This window comes from Paenibacillus lutrae (genome assembly GCF_009757775.1).
GTDB classification, from domain to species: domain Bacteria; phylum Bacillota; class Bacilli; order Paenibacillales; family NBRC-103111; genus Paenibacillus_F; species Paenibacillus_F lutrae.
The window spans coordinates 105,837-123,266 of the sequence record NZ_RHLK01000004.1 but is presented as its reverse complement, the minus strand read 5'-3'; the positions used below and the strand labels follow the sequence as shown (position 1 = coordinate 123,266).

The 17,430-nt window shown below is 50.3% G+C and carries 16 protein-coding genes; 15 read left to right on the top strand and 1 reads right to left on the bottom strand.

Annotated features, from left to right (window positions below; all coding sequences use genetic code 11):
• Window positions 1–190 precede the first annotated feature (190 nt).
• The 3 genes from EDM21_RS09880 to EDM21_RS09870 all read left to right on the top strand — a co-directional run bounded on the left by EDM21_RS09880 (window position 191) and on the right by EDM21_RS09870 (window position 3,548).
• Window positions 191–1,510 carry an extracellular solute-binding protein gene (locus EDM21_RS09880; protein WP_157335147.1) on the top strand — a complete coding sequence of 440 codons (1,320 nt, stop codon included), beginning with the start codon at window positions 191–193 and terminating at the stop codon, window positions 1,508–1,510.
• 249 nt (window positions 1,511–1,759) lie between these two features.
• Entirely contained in the window at window positions 1,760–2,635 is an 876-nt protein-coding gene (locus EDM21_RS09875) for a carbohydrate ABC transporter permease (RefSeq protein ID WP_157335145.1), read from the top strand.
• A 19-nt stretch (window positions 2,636–2,654) separates the two neighbouring features.
• Window positions 2,655–3,548 (top strand): carbohydrate ABC transporter permease, encoded by an 894-nt coding sequence (locus tag EDM21_RS09870; protein WP_157335143.1) that lies wholly within the window; start codon window positions 2,655–2,657, stop codon window positions 3,546–3,548.
• Window positions 3,549–3,643: 95 nt separating this feature from the next.
• Here EDM21_RS09870 and EDM21_RS09865 read toward each other — a convergent pair whose 3' ends face one another.
• A complete protein-coding gene (locus EDM21_RS09865) occupies window positions 3,644–3,877 on the bottom strand; it encodes a hypothetical protein (protein WP_157335141.1) in 234 nt (77 codons plus the stop codon).
• A gap of 584 nt (window positions 3,878–4,461) precedes the next feature.
• Between EDM21_RS09865 and EDM21_RS09860 the strand changes: the two genes are divergently transcribed.
• From EDM21_RS09860 to EDM21_RS09805, 12 genes are all read left to right on the top strand, one after another.
• A complete protein-coding gene (locus EDM21_RS09860) occupies window positions 4,462–5,049 on the top strand; it encodes a TetR/AcrR family transcriptional regulator (protein ID WP_157335139.1) in 588 nt (195 codons plus the stop codon).
• 161 nt (window positions 5,050–5,210) lie between these two features.
• Entirely contained in the window at window positions 5,211–6,458 is a 1,248-nt protein-coding gene (locus tag EDM21_RS09855) for an MFS transporter (protein ID WP_157335137.1), read from the top strand.
• A 399-nt stretch (window positions 6,459–6,857) separates the two neighbouring features.
• Entirely contained in the window at window positions 6,858–7,130 is a 273-nt protein-coding gene (locus EDM21_RS09850) for an acyl carrier protein (protein ID WP_157335134.1), read from the top strand.
• A gap of 28 nt (window positions 7,131–7,158) precedes the next feature.
• Window positions 7,159–8,616, top strand: a complete 1,458-nt coding sequence (locus EDM21_RS09845) for a hypothetical protein (RefSeq protein WP_235918127.1) — start codon at window positions 7,159–7,161, stop codon at window positions 8,614–8,616.
• Window positions 8,617–8,635: 19 nt separating this feature from the next.
• Entirely contained in the window at window positions 8,636–9,739 is a 1,104-nt protein-coding gene (locus EDM21_RS09840) for a glycosyltransferase family protein (protein ID WP_157335132.1), read from the top strand.
• A complete protein-coding gene (locus EDM21_RS09835) occupies window positions 9,711–10,886 on the top strand; it encodes a radical SAM protein (protein ID WP_157335130.1) in 1,176 nt (391 codons plus the stop codon). Before EDM21_RS09840 ends, EDM21_RS09835 begins: the two co-directional genes overlap by 29 nt.
• Before the next feature lie 106 nt (window positions 10,887–10,992).
• Window positions 10,993–11,976 (top strand): ABC transporter ATP-binding protein, encoded by a 984-nt coding sequence (locus tag EDM21_RS09830; protein ID WP_157335127.1) that lies wholly within the window; start codon window positions 10,993–10,995, stop codon window positions 11,974–11,976.
• Window positions 11,973–12,782, top strand: a complete 810-nt coding sequence (locus EDM21_RS09825; RefSeq protein WP_157335126.1) for an ABC transporter permease — start codon at window positions 11,973–11,975, stop codon at window positions 12,780–12,782. The genes EDM21_RS09830 and EDM21_RS09825 overlap by 4 nt, the downstream gene beginning before the upstream one ends.
• Before the next feature lie 105 nt (window positions 12,783–12,887).
• Window positions 12,888–13,598 (top strand): ABC transporter permease, encoded by a 711-nt coding sequence (locus tag EDM21_RS09820; protein WP_235918126.1) that lies wholly within the window; start codon window positions 12,888–12,890, stop codon window positions 13,596–13,598.
• Between the two features lie 100 nt (window positions 13,599–13,698).
• Window positions 13,699–14,688 (top strand): zinc-dependent alcohol dehydrogenase, encoded by a 990-nt coding sequence (locus EDM21_RS09815; protein ID WP_235918125.1) that lies wholly within the window; start codon window positions 13,699–13,701, stop codon window positions 14,686–14,688.
• Between the two features lie 24 nt (window positions 14,689–14,712).
• Complete coding sequence (gene nagZ, locus EDM21_RS09810; protein ID WP_157335122.1) at window positions 14,713–16,395, top strand: beta-N-acetylhexosaminidase; 1,683 nt, start codon at window positions 14,713–14,715, stop codon at window positions 16,393–16,395.
• Window positions 16,331–17,392 carry a forkhead box protein gene (locus EDM21_RS09805; protein ID WP_235918124.1) on the top strand — a complete coding sequence of 354 codons (1,062 nt, stop codon included), beginning with the start codon at window positions 16,331–16,333 and terminating at the stop codon, window positions 17,390–17,392. The genes nagZ and EDM21_RS09805 overlap by 65 nt, the downstream gene beginning before the upstream one ends.
• Window positions 17,393–17,430: the final 38 nt, after the last annotated feature.

Below are 17,430 nucleotides of genomic sequence, written 5' to 3'. Positions count from 1 at the left end.
AATCATTGCTGCGTATAAAAGGGGATAGAGTCAGTCCAGTGGTTGCGCTTCCAATTAATTGTGCTTGAATAGGGTCGTTTTGGAAAACGACCGGGATTATTCTACCCTTCACCCGAAATCTATCCCCTTTTGCAAAGCAGGGCGTACTTTTATACTGAAAAAGAATAGAGATAAGGAGGGGTTTTAACTTATGAAAAAATCAGTCAAGACAGGTATTGCTCTTATTCTGTCACTCTCACTATTATCCGCATGCAGCAAATCTGAACCGGAAGCCGGTGGCACAGCTCCTAAAGAAGGCGAAAAAGTAAAACTGTCCCTGTGGCATAACTTTACAGGCGAAGATGCACGTGCCAAAACAATGCGCGCCATTGTAGACGAATACAAAAAAGCAAATCCAAACGTTGAACTGGAAGTGCAGGCCATTCCGCCCGATGGTTATAAAACTCGTTTGAAAACGGTTGCAGCGGCAAATGAAATGCCGGATCTGTTCGTTATGTGGCCGGGCGCTATGACCAAGGAATTTGTAAGCGGTAACCTGCTTCAGCCGGTTAATGAACTGCTTGATAAGGATGCAGAGTGGAAGAACGGCTTCCTGCCGAACTCTTTTGACGATTTCACGATTGACGGCAAGACTTACAGCATTCCTATGTCGCTGTCTCCAACCTCCATCTTATATTACAACAAGAAAATGTTTGACGATAACGGTGTGACCGTACCGAAAACTTGGGATGAAATGATGACTGCGGTCGAGACTTTCAAATCCAAGAAAATTACGCCAATCGCATTGGGCAACAAAGCAGCTTGGCTGGCGCAATCCAGTATCCTCAGCTCACTGGCAGACCGTTACACAGGCACCGAGTGGTTTAAGAAAGCTGTCGCTCAAGACGGCGCGAAGTTCACCGATCCTGAATTCGTAGCGGCGCTGAAAGGTCTGCAGGACCTCGGCAAAGCCGGCGCATTCCAAGAAGGCTTCAACTCCATCGACAACACACAAATGGAGCAAATGTTCGCACAAGGCAAAGCGGCTATGATGATTGACGGCGGCTGGGCACTGACTAACCTGACAACAGGTACACAGCCAGAGCAGCTGAACAATATTGAAGTAACGGTTCTTCCTTCGGTTCCGAACGGTAAAGGCGATCCGAATTCCCTATCCGGCGTAGTCGGCGTAGGTCTCGGTATGAACAAGCGTACGGAAGGCGCGAAGAAAGAAGCTGCACATAAACTGATCCATGCAATGGCTGGACCGGAAGCACAGAAACGCACACTGGAGTCTAACCAGCTGATTTCTTACAAGGTAGAACTGGATAAGAGCAAAGTATCCAGCCTCTTCGCTAAAGTAAACGATCTTGTAGGCCAAGTGAAACGTACGCCGGTATACGATTCCCAATTGTCCTCCGCTGCTTCCGAAGTGATTAACAACGGTATTCAAGAGCTGCTGATGGGCGGCAAGCCGGAAGATATCGCGAAAAAACTGCAAGATGCTCAGGCTAAATCGCTGGGTAAGTAAGACGGTTTGAAACCTGGAGAGAAGCGGGGCGCTGGTCGCCCCGTTTTTATCTCACAGACAGAGAGTCCTCTATATAAATCGGACCTAAAGAGAGAGAAACTATTTTCGGATATGCATACGTGGAAATCGGTCCGGGTCTTACCGCCTTCCGATTTCTAGGTATGTAGACCTGCTACTACCCGCCGCTGACGCGGTCATTGGCTAATGACTCGTATGCGGTGGTTATCTTATCAGGAGGGGAGAGACACCATGATTACGTCATCCAGAACAAACCGTTTTATCGTGCTTGGTCTCCTGCCAGCGCTGCTCATTTACAGCGTATTCGTCATCATCCCGATTTTCTGGTCCGCGTACTACGGTTTTTTTGACTGGAAAGGGATTGGAGAAGCCAAGTTCAATGGATTCGATAACTATATCGAGGCACTGAAAGATCCTATCTTCTGGCTCGCCTTGAAAAACAATATGATCGTGGTAGCCGCTTCCGTATTAGGGCAAGTGCCGCTCGCTTTGCTGCTCGCCCTGGTACTCAGAAAAAGCACAGGTTTCCAAAGATTCATACGCTCCGCTGTATTTATGCCTATGGTTCTTTCGTCCGTTGTCGTAGGTATTATCTGGAGCTACATCTATCATCCGCAAATCGGGATTTTGAACTTCCTGCTTGAGGCTGTCGGCCTGGAGAGCTGGACGAAAGCTTGGCTTTCGGAGAAATCAACTTCCATGTACGCACTGACCGTTCCGATTATCTGGAACTATATCGGTCCTTACCTTATCATGTACATTGCCGCTCTTCAGAATATCCCTTCGGATGTTGACGACGCCGCTAAAATTGACGGTGCAACGGGCAGCCGCAAATTATTCTCGATTACCCTGCCGATGATCTGGGATACGGTTAAAGTAACGATTGTCCTTTGTATTTCAGGCAGCTTGAAAGCGTTTGACCTTATTTATGTCATGACCGGGGGCGGTCCGGCGCATTCGACGGAACTGCTGGCCTCCTATATGTATAACAACACGTTCTCCGTTTATCGTTTCGGCTATGGCAGTGCGATCTCCACGCTGATCATTATTATCAGTCTGGTGCTTATTACAGTCAGCCAGAGGCTGATGAAACGCAACGATGGATAACGAAAGGAGGAGGGCTTAGATGCCGCAAACAAATGGAACCGCAACGTCCCCTTCGAAGAAAGGGAAAGCCGGCCTTGAGCATAAAGGCTTCAGCAGTATCCTGAAAACATCGGGTTTGAATATCGGGCTGGCTCTTTATGCGCTGGTCACCTTGTATCCGCTGATTTGGCTGTTTATCAGTGCATTCAAAACGAATGAAGAGTTTTTCGACCGTCCATTCGGTCTTCCGGTTAAATGGCAGTGGGATAACTTCGTACAGGCCTGGAAAGTGGCCGAAATCGAAACGGCTGTCGTTAACTCCACTATTGTCACCCTCGGCGCTCTTGTATTAACTTTAGTGATCGGGGCATTAACGGCTTTCATTCTGTCGCGGTTTAATTTCCGCATGCGCGGACCGCTGATGGGTTATTTCCTGCTGGGAATGCTTATTCCCGTACACAGTACGCTCGTGCCGCTGTTTATTATGATGAATAAAGCAGGGATGCTGGATACGTATTGGGCCCTTATTCTGCCTTATACGGCATTTGAACTGCCGCTGGCGATCTTTGTTATCGCCGCCTATATGACCTCGGTACCCAAAGAAATCGAGGAAGCGGCACTGATCGACGGAACAGGCTATTGGGGCATCTTCACGAAAATGCTGCTGCCTTTGTCTATTCCGGCTATCTCTACCGTAGGAATCCTCGCATTCCTTCGGTACTGGAACGATTTCGCGTTCGCGCTCGTGTTTATCAACAAGCCTTCTCTCAAAACGCTTCCGCTCAGCTTGTCCCAGTTCGCTACCGGCTTCGGGACGGACTACAGGCTGACGATGGCTGCGATGGCGATCTCGGTTATTCCGACGATTATCGTGTACCTCGCTTTCCAGGAGCAGATTATGAAGGGCATGGTTGCCGGAGCGGTTAAGGGTTAAAGGATTCAAAGGATTTAATGGATTTTAAAAAGGGGTCAACGGCTTTTTTCTCAGCTGTTGACCCTTTTTAAAATTCCGGCAATCATCTTATTGCTTTACTGGTTGGTAGAGGCGTACATGAAAAGAAGGGCAAAGATGAGGTAGGCTGCACTGACGTTCTTCATATAGGAGTTAAAGCCCTTGTTTCTCCTGAAATCCATGTAAGCGCAAACGAAGGCGGCCAAGATGAAGAAACAAGCGGTAGCGATGGTGAGGGCAGGACTGAAGTGCCAGAACTTGATAGCTACGAGCGCTAAGACGCTTGCAGCGGAGTACGCCAAGCCGATCATCCAATCACCTCGATTCCCAAATGAACGGATCATATTCTGAAGCCATTCTGCAGTATCTAAAAAAGCAGGCAGAGCTAAGCTCACCTGCTTTCTTTATAGGAACGCCCGGCCTGTAAGTGCGCGCATGTAGGCCCGGCGGTATTAGGGATCTGGGGATTGCCTTGGATGTTTATAGCCGGAAGAAAGGGGGGCAAGGCCGGGTACGTTATTGTACGCGGCTTTGTTTCTTGCTGCTCATTTTGTCAAACACCATATCGACGATTTTAGGGACAGCCGCCAGCAGAATGCCTGTAGCAACTTTGCGGAGCAGGGATGATTGCATGTTCATTCTCCTCTCTATTCCGTTGTATCCTTAATTAACCGGAGGGGGGCCGGATGAAACGTCTGCAGGGTTTTGATAATTAACTAATTTGTGGAAAATGGGAGGACCGCTTAGTCAGTCCGGCAAGATGGGCAATAAGGAAGGCGGATAAGAACCTGGTATGGCAGGGTATAAAAAGGGCAAAAGGTTGCCGTTGCCTTAAGCTGATTTATCACATATAATATTACTGACTGAACGTTCAGTATAGAAAGAGGTATCCATCATGAACTCACGCAAACGTGAAGGAGAATTGACGAAGCAGCGGATCGCAGAAAAGGCGAAGGAGCTATTTATCCAGAAAGGCTATATTGCGACCTCCATGGAAGAGATTACGACGGCTTCGGAAACCAGTAAAGGGAACATCTATTATCACTTCAAGAACAAAGAGAATTTGTTCCTGTACATTCTTGAGCGGGATTATGAGAAGTGGAAGGACGACTGGGATGCGAAGAAGGATTCCTATCCGACCGTGACCGAGAAGCTGTACGGGATAGCGGAGCATCTGGCGCAGGATTTCAGCAATCCGATTACCAAGGCCGCTGAAGAATTTTCAGGAACACAGCTGGCTAAAGAGGATGTTTTCGAGAAAATTCTGGAGATGTCGCAGCATCCCTACAAAGTTTTCCGAGAGCTGCTTAGGGAAGGCATAAGAGAAGGCGAGATCCGGGAGGGAAACGCCGACGATATGGCGGATGTTTTTCGTGCGATGATGTCAGGTCTAGGTGTTGTTTACTATCAGAAAGAAATGGATGAGTTGTTCAGATTGTACCGTTATTCGGTAGAAGTGTTTCTTCAAGGGGTGGCAAAGTGAGCGCCCCGCATTTTTTTGGAATTTCAACTGACTGACCGTTCGGTTAGATTGGAGTGGTTTTATTGCGAATTCAACTGACTGGACGTCCAGTCTAAAAGAAGAAGAGTAGTCTGACGAAGAGAAGCTCCAACAAATTAAATGAAGAATGCGGGGATTAACTAATGAAAGCACTATTAAACAACCGGGTCTTTGTGCTGATTCTCGGCTCGGATCTGCTGCAGCAGATGGGGATCTGGATCCGGAATATGGCGATGCTGTTCTTCGTCATGGATATGACCGGCAACGATCCCGTAGCTGTTTCGCTGCTGACCGTCATTGAGTACGCGCCTATCTTCTTGTTCTCCTTCCTTGGAGGGGCGCTGGCCGACCGATGGAATCCGAAGAAAGCGATGATCACCGGCGATATACTGTCGGCTCTGTCTGTAGTGGCGATCATGGCCGTGCTCGCGACCGGCTGGTGGCCGGCGGTATTCGCCGTTACTTTCGTCTCCAGCGTGGTGAGCCAGTTCTCGCAGCCGGCCTCGGCCAAGGCGTTTAAGCGCAATGTTCCGGATGAGTTAATCGGAACCGCGATCGGGATCACGCAGACGCTGCAGTCGCTCTTTATCATTATCGGACCGGCAATCGGGACGCTGATTTATGTGAAGGTCGGCATCGAGTTCTCCTTGTACACCCTGATCGCCCTGTTCCTTCTCTCTGCGCTCCTGCTGTCTCTGCTGCCGCGAATGGAGAGCAGCAGAGAGCGGGAAGAAGGCGCTACGCTCGCCCGCGAGTTCCGCGAAGGCTACTCCTACGTCCGCAGACACGGCAGTCTGATGCCCGTAATGGGCTGCTTCGCGCTGGTGGGGCTCGGCACGGGGCTGATTCAGCCGCTGGAGGTGTTCCTGCTGACGGAGCGGCTCGGCCTCGGCAAGGAGCATCTGCAGTGGTTCACCGCCCTGTACGGTGTCGGTATGCTCCTCGGAGGGGCGCTGGCGGCTTCCATCGCACCGAAGCTGAATGTCCGCCGCATGCTGATGATCGGCCTGCTGTTCGAGTCGGCCGCTATCGTCATCGAGGCCATCTCCACCTCGATTCTGCTGACCGCATCGCTGCGCTTCGTAACGGCCGTTCTGATGGCCGTCGTTCAGATTACGCTCAGCATGTTCATGGTCAGGGAGGTGGAGGAAGCTTACATCGGCCGTGTAAACGGCCTCATCGCACCTGTGCTGATCGCCATGGTACTGGTCGGTTCCTCCGTCTCGGGACTGCTCATGCAGGCGACTTCGCTGATCTTCGTGTATACGCTGGCAGGTATCTTCATTGCGCTCTCGCTGTTTCCGGCCAGCAGGCTGCGTTCTCATGCGAATGCGAATGCGGCTGCAGTTGCGGCTATGGAAGATCCGGGAAAGCAGTCAGCGTTAGACTGAACTGCCCGGTAGCGGGGACACGGCCCTCAGCCCTCATAGATAGAGAAAAACGGACCCCATGGGGTCCGTTTTTCTTTTCTCCAAGCGGCTGCTTTATGGAGCCTATCGCCTGCCCTTAAGCGGTGTATCGCAACCAGATGGCGGGAGCCCGTGGGGGAGCGAACTCTAATTATTTGGATACAACGAGAAGCTTGATGCTTGGTGTCAAGAAAATGTAAACGACCCTGTTAATGTATGTATATAGATTGACAGTCCTTGTCACTAGTAGGATAATATTGGTAACCATAATTGGGAAAGGGTGTGTTTGTTTACAGCAAATGGTCGCCGGTCTGATTGGCTTGATTAATCAGTTTCTTGCGAATAGGAACGGATTTCTAAACTTCTGAAGGAGTGATACTTATGTTCGAGAAAATCGCAGATATTTTATGTGAAATCAAGGGAGAAGACTTGGAATTGCGGCACAATCTGACTCCGGCTACGGATCTCAATAATGATGTCGGACTGGATTCGTTACAAATGATCCAATTTATGCTGAAGATTGAAGAGCGCTTGAATATAACCATCGACTACGATGAATTTGATTATATCCATCTGGAATCTATCGGTTCGTTTATCGAATTCCTGCAAAGCTGTGAATCGAAAAATCATCAATATGAAGATGTTAAACAGTGAGCGGATGAGCCCTCTCCGGAAGACCGTCATGGGGACCTACGATCCGGAGACACGCTGGCGGGATTCTGGTTTGTCTTCTCTTCCCGCCTTGGCGGATCGTGACAGGGAACCTGTCGTCCTCTGTATGGATGAGCTGTTATTCCCGTTCTGCGGCCCGGATGATGTGCTCTACACAAGGTGCAGGATCCATGATGATCTGCGGGGGCATCTGGATCAGCTGGGATTCAAATTCCAGTCGAGGCATGTTTTTGGCTGGAGTGGGGGTCAGACCGCAGAACCCCCGCTGACGCTGGAGCAGTTCAAGCCTTGTATCTTCCGGCTTGCGGCGCAGCAAGGGAGAAGCGGAGATGGGCACACGGCCGGAGAGGCCCGGCAATATGTGGTGGCAGGAGCCCGGGGCCCTCATGGTTCCGGGACAAGCTCCGGCACGGCAAGTGCATATGGCAGTAACGGAAGCCTTGTAACAGATTTGTTATCTCCTTATGCAATTACAGAAGATACGGCTGCTTATCTGAGCCTGTATCCTCCCGTTAGGCCTACGCCTCCGTTAGAAGCCGTGGTAAAGGTGAATTCCAAGTTCTACTCTAACCGGATGCTTCAGTCCCTGGGAGAGAAAGCATACGGTATCGAGGTTCATAGCGCTGCGGAGATTGAGAGTCTGGGCCAGAAGCTCTTGGACCAGGGAGCCTATCTCATCAAAGATCCCTTTGGTGTCTCGGGCAAAGGCAACCTCCTAATCGACAGCAATTTCATGCAGAGCCGTGTAGCTTCCCACTTGCGGAAACAGGAAGAAAGCGGATTGACGACTCGTTTTCTGCTGGAACCCTTTCTTGCCAAGGAAACGGATTTTTCTTCCCAATGGCTGATCCGGGATACGGGGACTATCGAGCTGATCTCTGTACAAAGGATGATCAACCACCAGTTAAACTATGGCGGCTCTATGACCGCAGATTCCGCTTTTGCGGACCGATTGGACAAAGCCGGTTATTTCAACGTCCTCGAACAAGCACTTGGCCGCATGTTCCAGGACGGCTATCACGGATTCGTATGCGTGGACTCCATGATTTTGCAGGGAGGGGAACTGGTCCCTATTGTAGAGATCAATGCCCGCAAATCCATGGGGCTGATCAACGCTTACCTGGACCGTTGCTGGAACCGGTTCGACAAGCAGGGATGGCTGACCTTCCTGTCCGTGGGACTGCCGGCAGGATTTGAATTTGCCAGTTTCCTGCATACTCTTCGTCATTCGGAGCTCCTTCTGCAGTCTCCGGAGGAGTATGGCGTCATGCTTCTTTCTTCTAATACGTTAACGATTAATCAGACTCTGGCCCAGCATGCGGCTCAGACGGGCTCTTCTCCGAGAAGAGGACTCCCTAAAGGAAGGCTCTACGTATCGGTTGTCGGACGTGACGAGGAGCACCGCAGCGAAATCATGACCCGGCTGCGGGGAGTACTCTCCGATCTGTCCGTGAAGATCTACAACTAAACTGGAACGGGAGATGCCTATGAACTCTACCTCCGTTACCTTGCTTGCATCAGGAAATTCGCTTGGCGCATACATGCCGGCGATGCACTTGGACCGTTTCCTGCAAAGCCGGGGAATCTCTACGCATGTTCACGTTCTGGAGAATTTGTACCATGCCGAGGTTCGCAATAAAATCCGCGCAACCAAAGCCGCTTTTCATGCCAGCTTTTCCGTTGCCCGTATGGGACATAAACTGGCAAAGCCTGTCGATACTTCCTTGAAGGAAGAAGAAGTGGAGAAGCTTCTACGGCATTGGAGGGAGAGCGGCCAATCCAGATTTGCCGTCTTTACCGGCTTCTGGCTGCCTATCATGGAGCGCTATAAGGCTTTAGCGGGCTTCCAGGTAGATATCCAGCTAATCCGGATGGATGCTTATGACACCCCTTCTTTCAAAGTGCACCGGCAGCTCTGTGCAAACTATGACCAGGTATGGTTCTACGATCCGGCTTCGCTGCCTCACTATTACGTATCGGCCGAGACAGATGAGCCGATTTCCTATGAGAAGAGAAGCGGACGTTATCTCATACACGGCGGGGGCTGGGGGATCGGAACTTACCAGGACACGGTGGAAGCCCTTCGAGAGCGGGGCTGCCAGCTTGACGTGATCGTGTACGATCATTCGGAAGTCCTCGAAGACAGCGAAGCGATACGTTATTTTGGGACGGCCCCGGACTGGAATCCGTGGGATCGCAACGCGCAGGGAAAGCATACTTGTCCGCCTATGGTCCGGTTCGTTCGTGAAGGCGGCGCAGTGCACGAGTATCCGCTGGCGGATTACCGGGATTATCTGGATATCGTCCGCAACTGCAAGGCTATTCTCAGCAAGCCGGGAGGCGCCACGCTGAATGATTCATTCTCGCATGCTGTGCCGTTCGTAATGCTTGAACCTTTCGGGGACCATGAGCTTCATAACATGGAATATTGGGAAGCGTGCGGCTTTGGAATCCGATTTGAAGATTGGCAGTCTCAAGGTTTTGCCGAGAGCAGTCTGGAGCTTTGTTACGGGCGTCTGGCGGAGCAAAGGTTAAAAAAAGAAAACTTCGGGAGGGTGTACTATGCAGCCAAAAACAGCAGTTACGTTTGATCCGATTACATTCCGTAATATGAAGAGGACTTTAGTGCCGCTGGCCGAAACAGGCAGAAAACGCAGAGAAGACCCCACCTATGCAACACCAATTCCATATGAAATTGGAATCAAACTTAATAACGGGTGCAATTTGAGGTGCAAGCACTGCTTCGAGTGGAACCCGGAGGGCTTTCACCACGGGTATGCCAAAGAAGTAAAGAACGATGAGATCGATATGGCGGTAGTTGAAAAACTGTTGGTCGAAACCCGTGAGCGTAAGTCCCGCGTATTCCTGTGGGGCGGTGAGCCCTTGTTCTATTCCAAATTCGACGAATTGGCAGAACTGCTGGCCAAAGAAGACCGCTATACGACAATCTGCACGAATGCCATCCTGATCGAGCAAAAGCTGGATTCCATTCTCAAAATGTCCGAAAACTTGGTCATGCTGGTGAGTCTGGAAGGGTTTGAGAAAGAGAACGACGCCATTCGCGGGAAGGGCACTTTCAAGAAAGTGATTAAGGCCGTGGAGCTGCTTCTCGATTTGCAGAAACAAGGGTTGTACAAAGGCAAAGTTTCCGTAGCCTTGACGGTGAACGACAATATGATCGGGCAAATGTACGCATTGATGGAATATTTCGAAGAGCTTGGCGTAGATTCCGTCTATTTTTGCTTCCCTTGGTACATTCCGGAGAATACGGCAGACAAAATGGATGCGTATTTCTCCAGTCATTTTCCGGGCCTGGCCTCGCGTTTCGCACCGGAGCACAAGAATAGCTGGCATTCTTTCACCTTCCATATTTCTCCCGATAAGCACGCGGATCTTCTGGAAGAGATCCAGCGCGTCAACTCCAGGGTATGGAACGTACGTATCCGCTATCAGCCGGCGCTGGAATCGGATGACATCAAGGACTTTATAAGCGGGGGAGAGAAGCCCGCCATGAACAAGACCCAGTGCTTCTCGATTTCGAACCGGATGGATGTCATGCCGGATGGCAAAGTAAACCCGTGCAAGTTCTTCCCTGAATTCAGTGTCGGCAATCTCAACGAGCAAAGCGTCGCAGAGATTTTCCATGGAGATGAGCTTAAGCACCAGCGCGAAGTGGTCGCTTGCGGACTGATGCCGATCTGCTCCAAATGCGTGCTGCTGTATAACAACGGAGTCTAATTAAGAAGTGACGAGGGTTTAACCGGCGTTTTCCGGCAAGGGCCTGGCAGCAGGCAAGCCTTGCCGGAAACGCTCATTAACGAGGGAATCATTCAGGAGGGGCAGGATGGACTTCATCCGTGTGCGGGAACTGCATAAATCGTTTATTTACTATCGGAAGGAAGCGGGCCTCAAGAACTCGCTTAAGAATTTGTTTGCACGTAAATCTCTCGTCAAGGAAGCGGTGAAATCAGTTTCCTTTGATATTGGACCGGGAGAATGCGTAGGATTTCTCGGACCTAACGGAGCGGGGAAGACCACGACCCTCAAAATGCTTTCGGGTATTCTCTACCCGACGGGCGGGGAGGCTGAAGTGTTGGGCTACATCCCGTGGGAGAGGAAAAATGCGTTCAAACGGCAATTTTCCATCGTTATGGGCCAAAAAAACCAGCTCTGGTGGGACTTGCCTGCAAGTGATTCGATTTATCTCAACAAATGTATCTATGAAATCGAAGACGCCGCCTATTCGCGAAGTTTATCGGAATTATCGGAAATGCTCGATGTCCAGGAGCTTCTCAACGTCCAAGTCCGCAGGTTGTCACTCGGGGAACGGATGAAGATGGAGCTGATAGCCGCCTTGATTCACCGTCCGAAGCTTCTTTATCTGGATGAGCCGACGATTGGACTGGATTTTCCTTCCCAGAAAAAAGTCAGGGAATTTCTGAAATTTTACAACGAACAATTCGGCGCGACGATCATGCTGACGAGTCATTACATGAAGGACGTGGAGGATTTGTGCCGGCGTACCATCATCATTAACGAAGGAAGTATCCTGTATGACGGCGAGCTGCAGAAGATCCATACCATGTTCGGCGAGCAAAAGGTGATGCGTCTGCAATTCTCAGAACCGGTAGCCGATCAGCTCCTCTCCAAATTCGGACGCATCGTAAGCTCGGACGGTTATCACGCGGTGCTTGAGCTGCCTAAACACCGTCTGAAGGAAGTGTCCCGTATTCTGCTGGACACGTTCCCGGTGATCGATTGGACCTTAGAAGACGTACCGATTGAAGAAAGCATCTCGATGCTTTACCGCAAGGAGTCTGTCGGATGAAAAATCGTGAATTGTACCGGGTTTTGTTCTCGATGGGCGTGCAGCACTCCATGGAATACCGGTTTCATTTTTTTCTTGGTCTTCTGAGCGCGGTATTTCCGATTATGGTGCAGTATTTCATCTGGACGGCCGTGTACCGGCATTCGGGAGAAACGGCTCTCTTCTCTTACTCATACAGTCAAATTATTTTGTATACGATTCTGGCCGGGCTGATCTCTAAGCTGATCGCAACGCAGTTCGAATATCAGATTGCGGAGGACATCAAGAACGGGGGACTTAACAAGTATTTAATCAAACCTGTCAGCTACTTCGGCTATAGGCTTCTTTCATTTATCGGGCAGAAAGCGATCTACTACGCCGTTACGGCGCTTCTTTTTGCAGCGATTCTATGGACGGCCTACGTACAAGGCGTTTTCATTCCGGAAATCGACCGGCTTCTGCTGTTTGCCGTTTCTTTATGGGGAGCGCTAGTCCTGCACTTTCTGATCGTCTACTGCATTTGTGCCAGTGCATTCTATCTGCACGAAATTTCTTATTTTTTTCTTATAACAAGTTTACTCATTAATATTTTAAGCGGAGGGATGTTCCCTCTTGAGATTTTCGGTCATACCGCTGTGCGGCTGCTTCAGTTTACTCCTTTTCCGTACACCATTTATTTCCCTGTTAACGTACTGAGCGGCAGGACGGAGGCGGCCGGTATGTATGAAGGCCTGCTGATTCAGCTCGGCTGGATTGTGCTGTTTCTGTGGATTGCCCGGGTTACCTGGCGGGTCTCCATCCGGAAATATTCGGCGGTGGGGGGGTAGAGGGCTATTTTAAGCCTAGCTAAAGTAAAAAAATATACGGTCTTGTACCGGATGTTTATTAAAAACTGCCTGATCGCTCAAATGGAGTTTCGCGGAAATTTCCTTATGAGTCTTCTGGTCGAATCTGTCTATCTTTTGGCCAAGCTGTTGTATGTACTCGTTGTTTTCCGGACAGATCTTCATGTGGATGGGGTTCCGCCTGAGGGGCTGCTGTTATTTATCGGGATGCATACGGTAGCGACCGGAATTTATGTGGGTCTTTTCTTCACAAATTTCACCAAAATTCCCGATTATATTAAAGACGGCACTCTCGATTTAATGATAACCAAACCGGTTTCCCTGCAATTTATAGCTTCCTTGCGCTATGTGGATTTGGCGCTGCCGATTCCCGATATTCTCGTTGGGGCCGCTATGATCATTATTGGCTGGAATGCCATGGACATTCCGCTCTCTTTGTCCACGATTTCAGGATTCTCCGTGCTGCTGCTCGTTTCCGTCATCGTTACATACTGTCTGATGATCATACCCGCTTTGCTGTCATTCCGGTTCGTCCAGACCGGGTCAGCGTCGGAGATTGCCAATTCTCTCTGGGACGCCAATAACTTCCCGATGGCTATTTATCCGGCATGGGTCCGCCGAATCGGAACCTTTGTGGTTCCGTTGTTCCTGGTTACGAATTTTGGCCCTATGTTCGTGCTCGGCCAATTAACGTGGGTACATATTTGCCTGGCTTTGGCGGGCTCTTTGCTCCTCTTTGCGGCAGTCCGGGCAATATGGCAGCATGAAGTCCGTAACTACAGCAGTGCAAGCAGCTAAGGATCATCTTGGGATCTAACAGTTCGGATAAGAACGTATAACTTCCAAAAGGGATGTGTTTAATATGTCGAATCTTGAACTTAGGACGGGAAGCAGGTCCTTGAATTGCATTTTTGAGCAGGCGAACCGGATCGTGTTCAGGGAAGAAGATGTGCCGCAGCCCGGACCGGAAGAAATATTGTGTGGGGCAAAAGTATCCCTGGTCAGCACGGGAACAGAGCTTTCTTGCCTGAGGGGGCGTTTTGATGCCGGTACGGTGTGGGAATCGTGGGTGAAGTATCCGTTCTATCCGGGCTACTCGATGGTGGCCGAGGTCATGGAAGTTGGTTCTGCCGTTGAGGGAGTGCGCGTAGGGGATCGCATAGTGTGCCAGGCTCCTCATAAACAGTATTTCGTTCTAAAAGCCCGGGAAGCAGTCATTGTACCGGATTCGATCTCTGATGAGCAGGCTGCTTTCCTGCCGATCAGCAGGGTGGCGCTGCTTGGCGTACTTCGCGCGGAACCCGCGTTAGGAGAGCGTGTAGGTGTCATCGGGCTGGGTTTGATCGGCCAGCTGGTTATTCAATTCTTGAATCTGTGCGGCACACGGCAGCTTATCGCCATTGCTCCGAGTTCTTCGCGTCTTCAGCTCGCACTTGAGAATGGAGCGACGGATCTGCTCGATATGGAAGCGGCAGCGGCGCTCGGGCCCATAGAGGAGCTGACCGGCGGGAAGATGCTCGATACGGTGTACGACGTTACCGGCTATCATGAGGTGCTGCAGTCCTGCACGCGTTTCACCAAAGATTTGGGTAAAGTCATCCTGCTTGGAGATTCCACTCAACCGAACAAGCAGTCGGTCGGGCCGAGGGTGGTTTTTAATTCCGTGTCCATCCTCGGCATTCACGGGAGAATGATGGCCGGGTTTAAAGAATGGACGGAACCGGGGATGAACGCTTACATTTTTGACTATATGAATCGCGGCAAGCTGAATGTGGGGCGTTTAATTTCGAAGAAAGAAAGCCCCTTGAAGGCAGATTTGGTGTATGGGCAATTGGCGGATCCGCAATCTGGTCTGATGGGCGTAGTGTTTGACTGGACACAATTGTAGGACTTAATTTGGGGGGGACGAGTAATGAGAACGGTTGATCAGCTTACCTTAAAAGAGAAAATCGGGCAGCTGTTGATGGTAGGTTTTGAAGGTGTGACCGCGACAGAAGAAATCAGTAAGCTTCTGCAGGAGCATCATGCAGGGGGCGTCATTTATTTTATCCGCAATATCGAAAGCACGGAGCAGGTATTTGCGCTTACACAGGAGCTGCAGATGATTGCAACGGATGCCACCGGTATCCCTCTATGGATTGCCGTTGACCAGGAAGGCGGCATGGTTGCCAGACTGCGCGAAGGGATTTCCTACCTGCCCGCAGCTATGGCTTTGGGAGCCGCACATAATCCGGAACTGCTCTATGAAGCGGCGAAGGGTGTAGCGGAGGAGCTGAGGGCGATCGGGATCAATATGAATTTTGCCCCGGTTGTGGATGTGAACATTAATCCTAGAAATCCGATTATCGATGTCCGCTCTTTTGGCGATGATCCGCAGCGGGTGAGCGAGCTGGGGATAGCGGCTATGCGCGGTTTCCAGGACGGGGGAATTGTTTCGGTCATTAAACATTTTCCGGGGCACGGCGATACAGAATCGGATTCGCACTGGGAGCTGCCGGTTGTGAATCAGCCGCTGGAGAGAATCCGGCAGGTTGAGCTGGTGCCTTTCCGGCAGGCTGCTTTGGCAGGGGCTGAGGCGGTTATGTCCGCTCATGTCGGAATCCCCGCTTTAAGCAAAGGTGAACGGGTGCCGGCGACTTTATCCTATCCGATTCTGACGGGTGTTCTGAGAGAAGAATTCGGATTCGGAGGGTTAATCGTCACCGATTGTATGGAGATGGAAGCTGTATCCAAAGATATCGGTGTACCGGAAGCGGTCATCCGCGCAGTAGAGGCGGGTGCGGATATTATGCTCGTCAGCCATACGCATGAGGTGCAGTTAGCGGTGATTCAGGCTTTGGAGGATGCTGTACGGAGCGGACGTATTCCGGAAGCACGCATCGATAGTTCCGTCCGGCGTATCCTGGAACTGAAGCAGGAGAAGGCTGGAAGTATCGAGACAACCAGCTGGGAAGATACGCGTATCCGGCTGGAAAATCCGCAGACCTTGGATGCCCTTAAACGGCTGCGCAAAGGGAGCATCACGGTTGTGAACCATGAGCCGGATCACTGCACGCTATCTCCTCATAAAAGTACGCTGGTGCTGTGGCCGGAAATCACCCAGGCTTCCCATTCGGAAGATGTGTTGTCTCAGCACGTCTCTCTCGGCTGTTATGTAAAGCCGTTCATACAAAACGAATTCACCGAGCATGTCTACAAAACCAATCCTGCCCGCGAAGAAATAGAAGGATTCGCTGCAGAGGCTGCGGATTACGATCAGGTTGTGATAGGGATTTTCCATGCTAACTATAACCCGGGGCAGCTGGAACTTGTTAATGAGGTGCTGGCTGTACGTCCGGATGCGATTGCAGTTTCCCTGCGCAATCCGGTCGATTTGGCGGCTTGGCCTCATCTCAAAGGATTCGTAGCCTGTTATGAGGGGCATCCGCATACGCTGCAAGCTGTATCGGAACTGCTGCTGGGACGTTTGGAACCTGCAGGCAGGCTGCCGGTCACTATTCCTTATTCGCATTCAGGAGGAGAACATTCTAATGCCTATGAACGTGAGTCTGAGCAAGAGCTCCAAGCAACTGCCGGTATCAACCCCGCCTCTTAAAGGATTTCTGAGGTGGGCCTACACGCTGTCGATTACAAGCTCGTACAGCCAGACACTGCCATGGTATTACAGCAATTTTATTCAGCTCTCATGCACGAAGCGGTTTTTGGAGGATGGAATCCAGTGCTTTGTAGATTTTCACCGGGGACAGCCGAATGAGCTCAATTTCAACAATCCTTTTCTGGTGACCTGCTGTGTAAACTACTCCATCCTATCCAATCTTAGCCTGGATTCGCTGATCGAGTTTTTTGTGCATCAAATCCGCAATGAGTACTATTGTATCGTTTTTCTGGATGAATCCCGGTTGTCCGTATCGGCTTCCTTCGAGCAAGATCCTTTTCCACACCACTTGTTTCTGTATGGATACGATACCGACGAGCGGGTTTTTCACGCCTCGATGTTTGATAAAACGGGAGTTTACCGCAATCTGACGATCACGTTCGACGAATTCAGGAATGCCGTCCAGTCTATGCGGACTCTGCTGGAAAACAACGAGACAGGGGATCATCATACCTATTTATATCAATTTAAAGACGGAAACTATAAGTTTGACCATACGGCAGTGAAAGACCAGCTCAAAGATTATCTGAACAGCGAGAATCATATCAATCGTATTAACTTTAACGGTCAGAACATGGTGTATGGGCTGGAAATTTATGATTATTTGAAGCTTTATTACGAGGCCGTCCGGGATCGGAATCCTTCCCTGGTATGGCAGAACGATATAAGGCATCTGCATGTGCTGTGGGAGCACAAAATGGTGATGAGCGAAAGAATTTCTTATCTGATCGGTAACGGAATAATAGGGCAGGACGAGATCCTCATAGACGGATACAAAAAGCTGACGCATCAAGCGTTGCTGCTGAGGGATCACTACATTCGGCACAGTATGCGGCCGGATGGTTCTATTTTTGATCGCGTAACCGGTAAGCTTCAGGAATTTAAGGACCAAGAGGCGCACTATTTGGAGAGGCTGCTCCGTCAATTGGAGAAGTAGTGTCTGACATGCGGCAAACTGAGCGGATGCCCATGGGA

Bases quoted from the DNA above. Each gene is read 5' to 3' on its own strand.
- EDM21_RS09880 (WP_157335147.1), top strand. From the start codon at position 191: ATGAAAAAATCAGTCAAGACAGGTATTGCTCTTATTCTGTCACTCTCA.
- EDM21_RS09875 (WP_157335145.1), top strand. From the start codon at position 1,760: ATGATTACGTCATCCAGAACAAACCGTTTTATCGTGCTTGGTCTCCTG.
- EDM21_RS09870 (WP_157335143.1), top strand. From the start codon at position 2,655: ATGCCGCAAACAAATGGAACCGCAACGTCCCCTTCGAAGAAAGGGAAA.
- EDM21_RS09865 (WP_157335141.1), bottom strand. From the start codon at position 3,877: ATGATCGGCTTGGCGTACTCCGCTGCAAGCGTCTTAGCGCTCGTAGCT.
- EDM21_RS09860 (WP_157335139.1), top strand. From the start codon at position 4,462: ATGAACTCACGCAAACGTGAAGGAGAATTGACGAAGCAGCGGATCGCA.
- EDM21_RS09855 (WP_157335137.1), top strand. From the start codon at position 5,211: ATGAAAGCACTATTAAACAACCGGGTCTTTGTGCTGATTCTCGGCTCG.
- EDM21_RS09850 (WP_157335134.1), top strand. From the start codon at position 6,858: ATGTTCGAGAAAATCGCAGATATTTTATGTGAAATCAAGGGAGAAGAC.
- EDM21_RS09845 (WP_235918127.1), top strand. From the start codon at position 7,159: ATGGGGACCTACGATCCGGAGACACGCTGGCGGGATTCTGGTTTGTCT.
- EDM21_RS09840 (WP_157335132.1), top strand. From the start codon at position 8,636: ATGAACTCTACCTCCGTTACCTTGCTTGCATCAGGAAATTCGCTTGGC.
- EDM21_RS09835 (WP_157335130.1), top strand. From the start codon at position 9,711: ATGCAGCCAAAAACAGCAGTTACGTTTGATCCGATTACATTCCGTAAT.
- EDM21_RS09830 (WP_157335127.1), top strand. From the start codon at position 10,993: ATGGACTTCATCCGTGTGCGGGAACTGCATAAATCGTTTATTTACTAT.
- EDM21_RS09825 (WP_157335126.1), top strand. From the start codon at position 11,973: ATGAAAAATCGTGAATTGTACCGGGTTTTGTTCTCGATGGGCGTGCAG.
- EDM21_RS09820 (WP_235918126.1), top strand. From the start codon at position 12,888: ATGAGTCTTCTGGTCGAATCTGTCTATCTTTTGGCCAAGCTGTTGTAT.
- nagZ (WP_157335122.1), top strand. From the start codon at position 14,713: ATGAGAACGGTTGATCAGCTTACCTTAAAAGAGAAAATCGGGCAGCTG.
- EDM21_RS09805 (WP_235918124.1), top strand. From the start codon at position 16,331: ATGCCTATGAACGTGAGTCTGAGCAAGAGCTCCAAGCAACTGCCGGTA.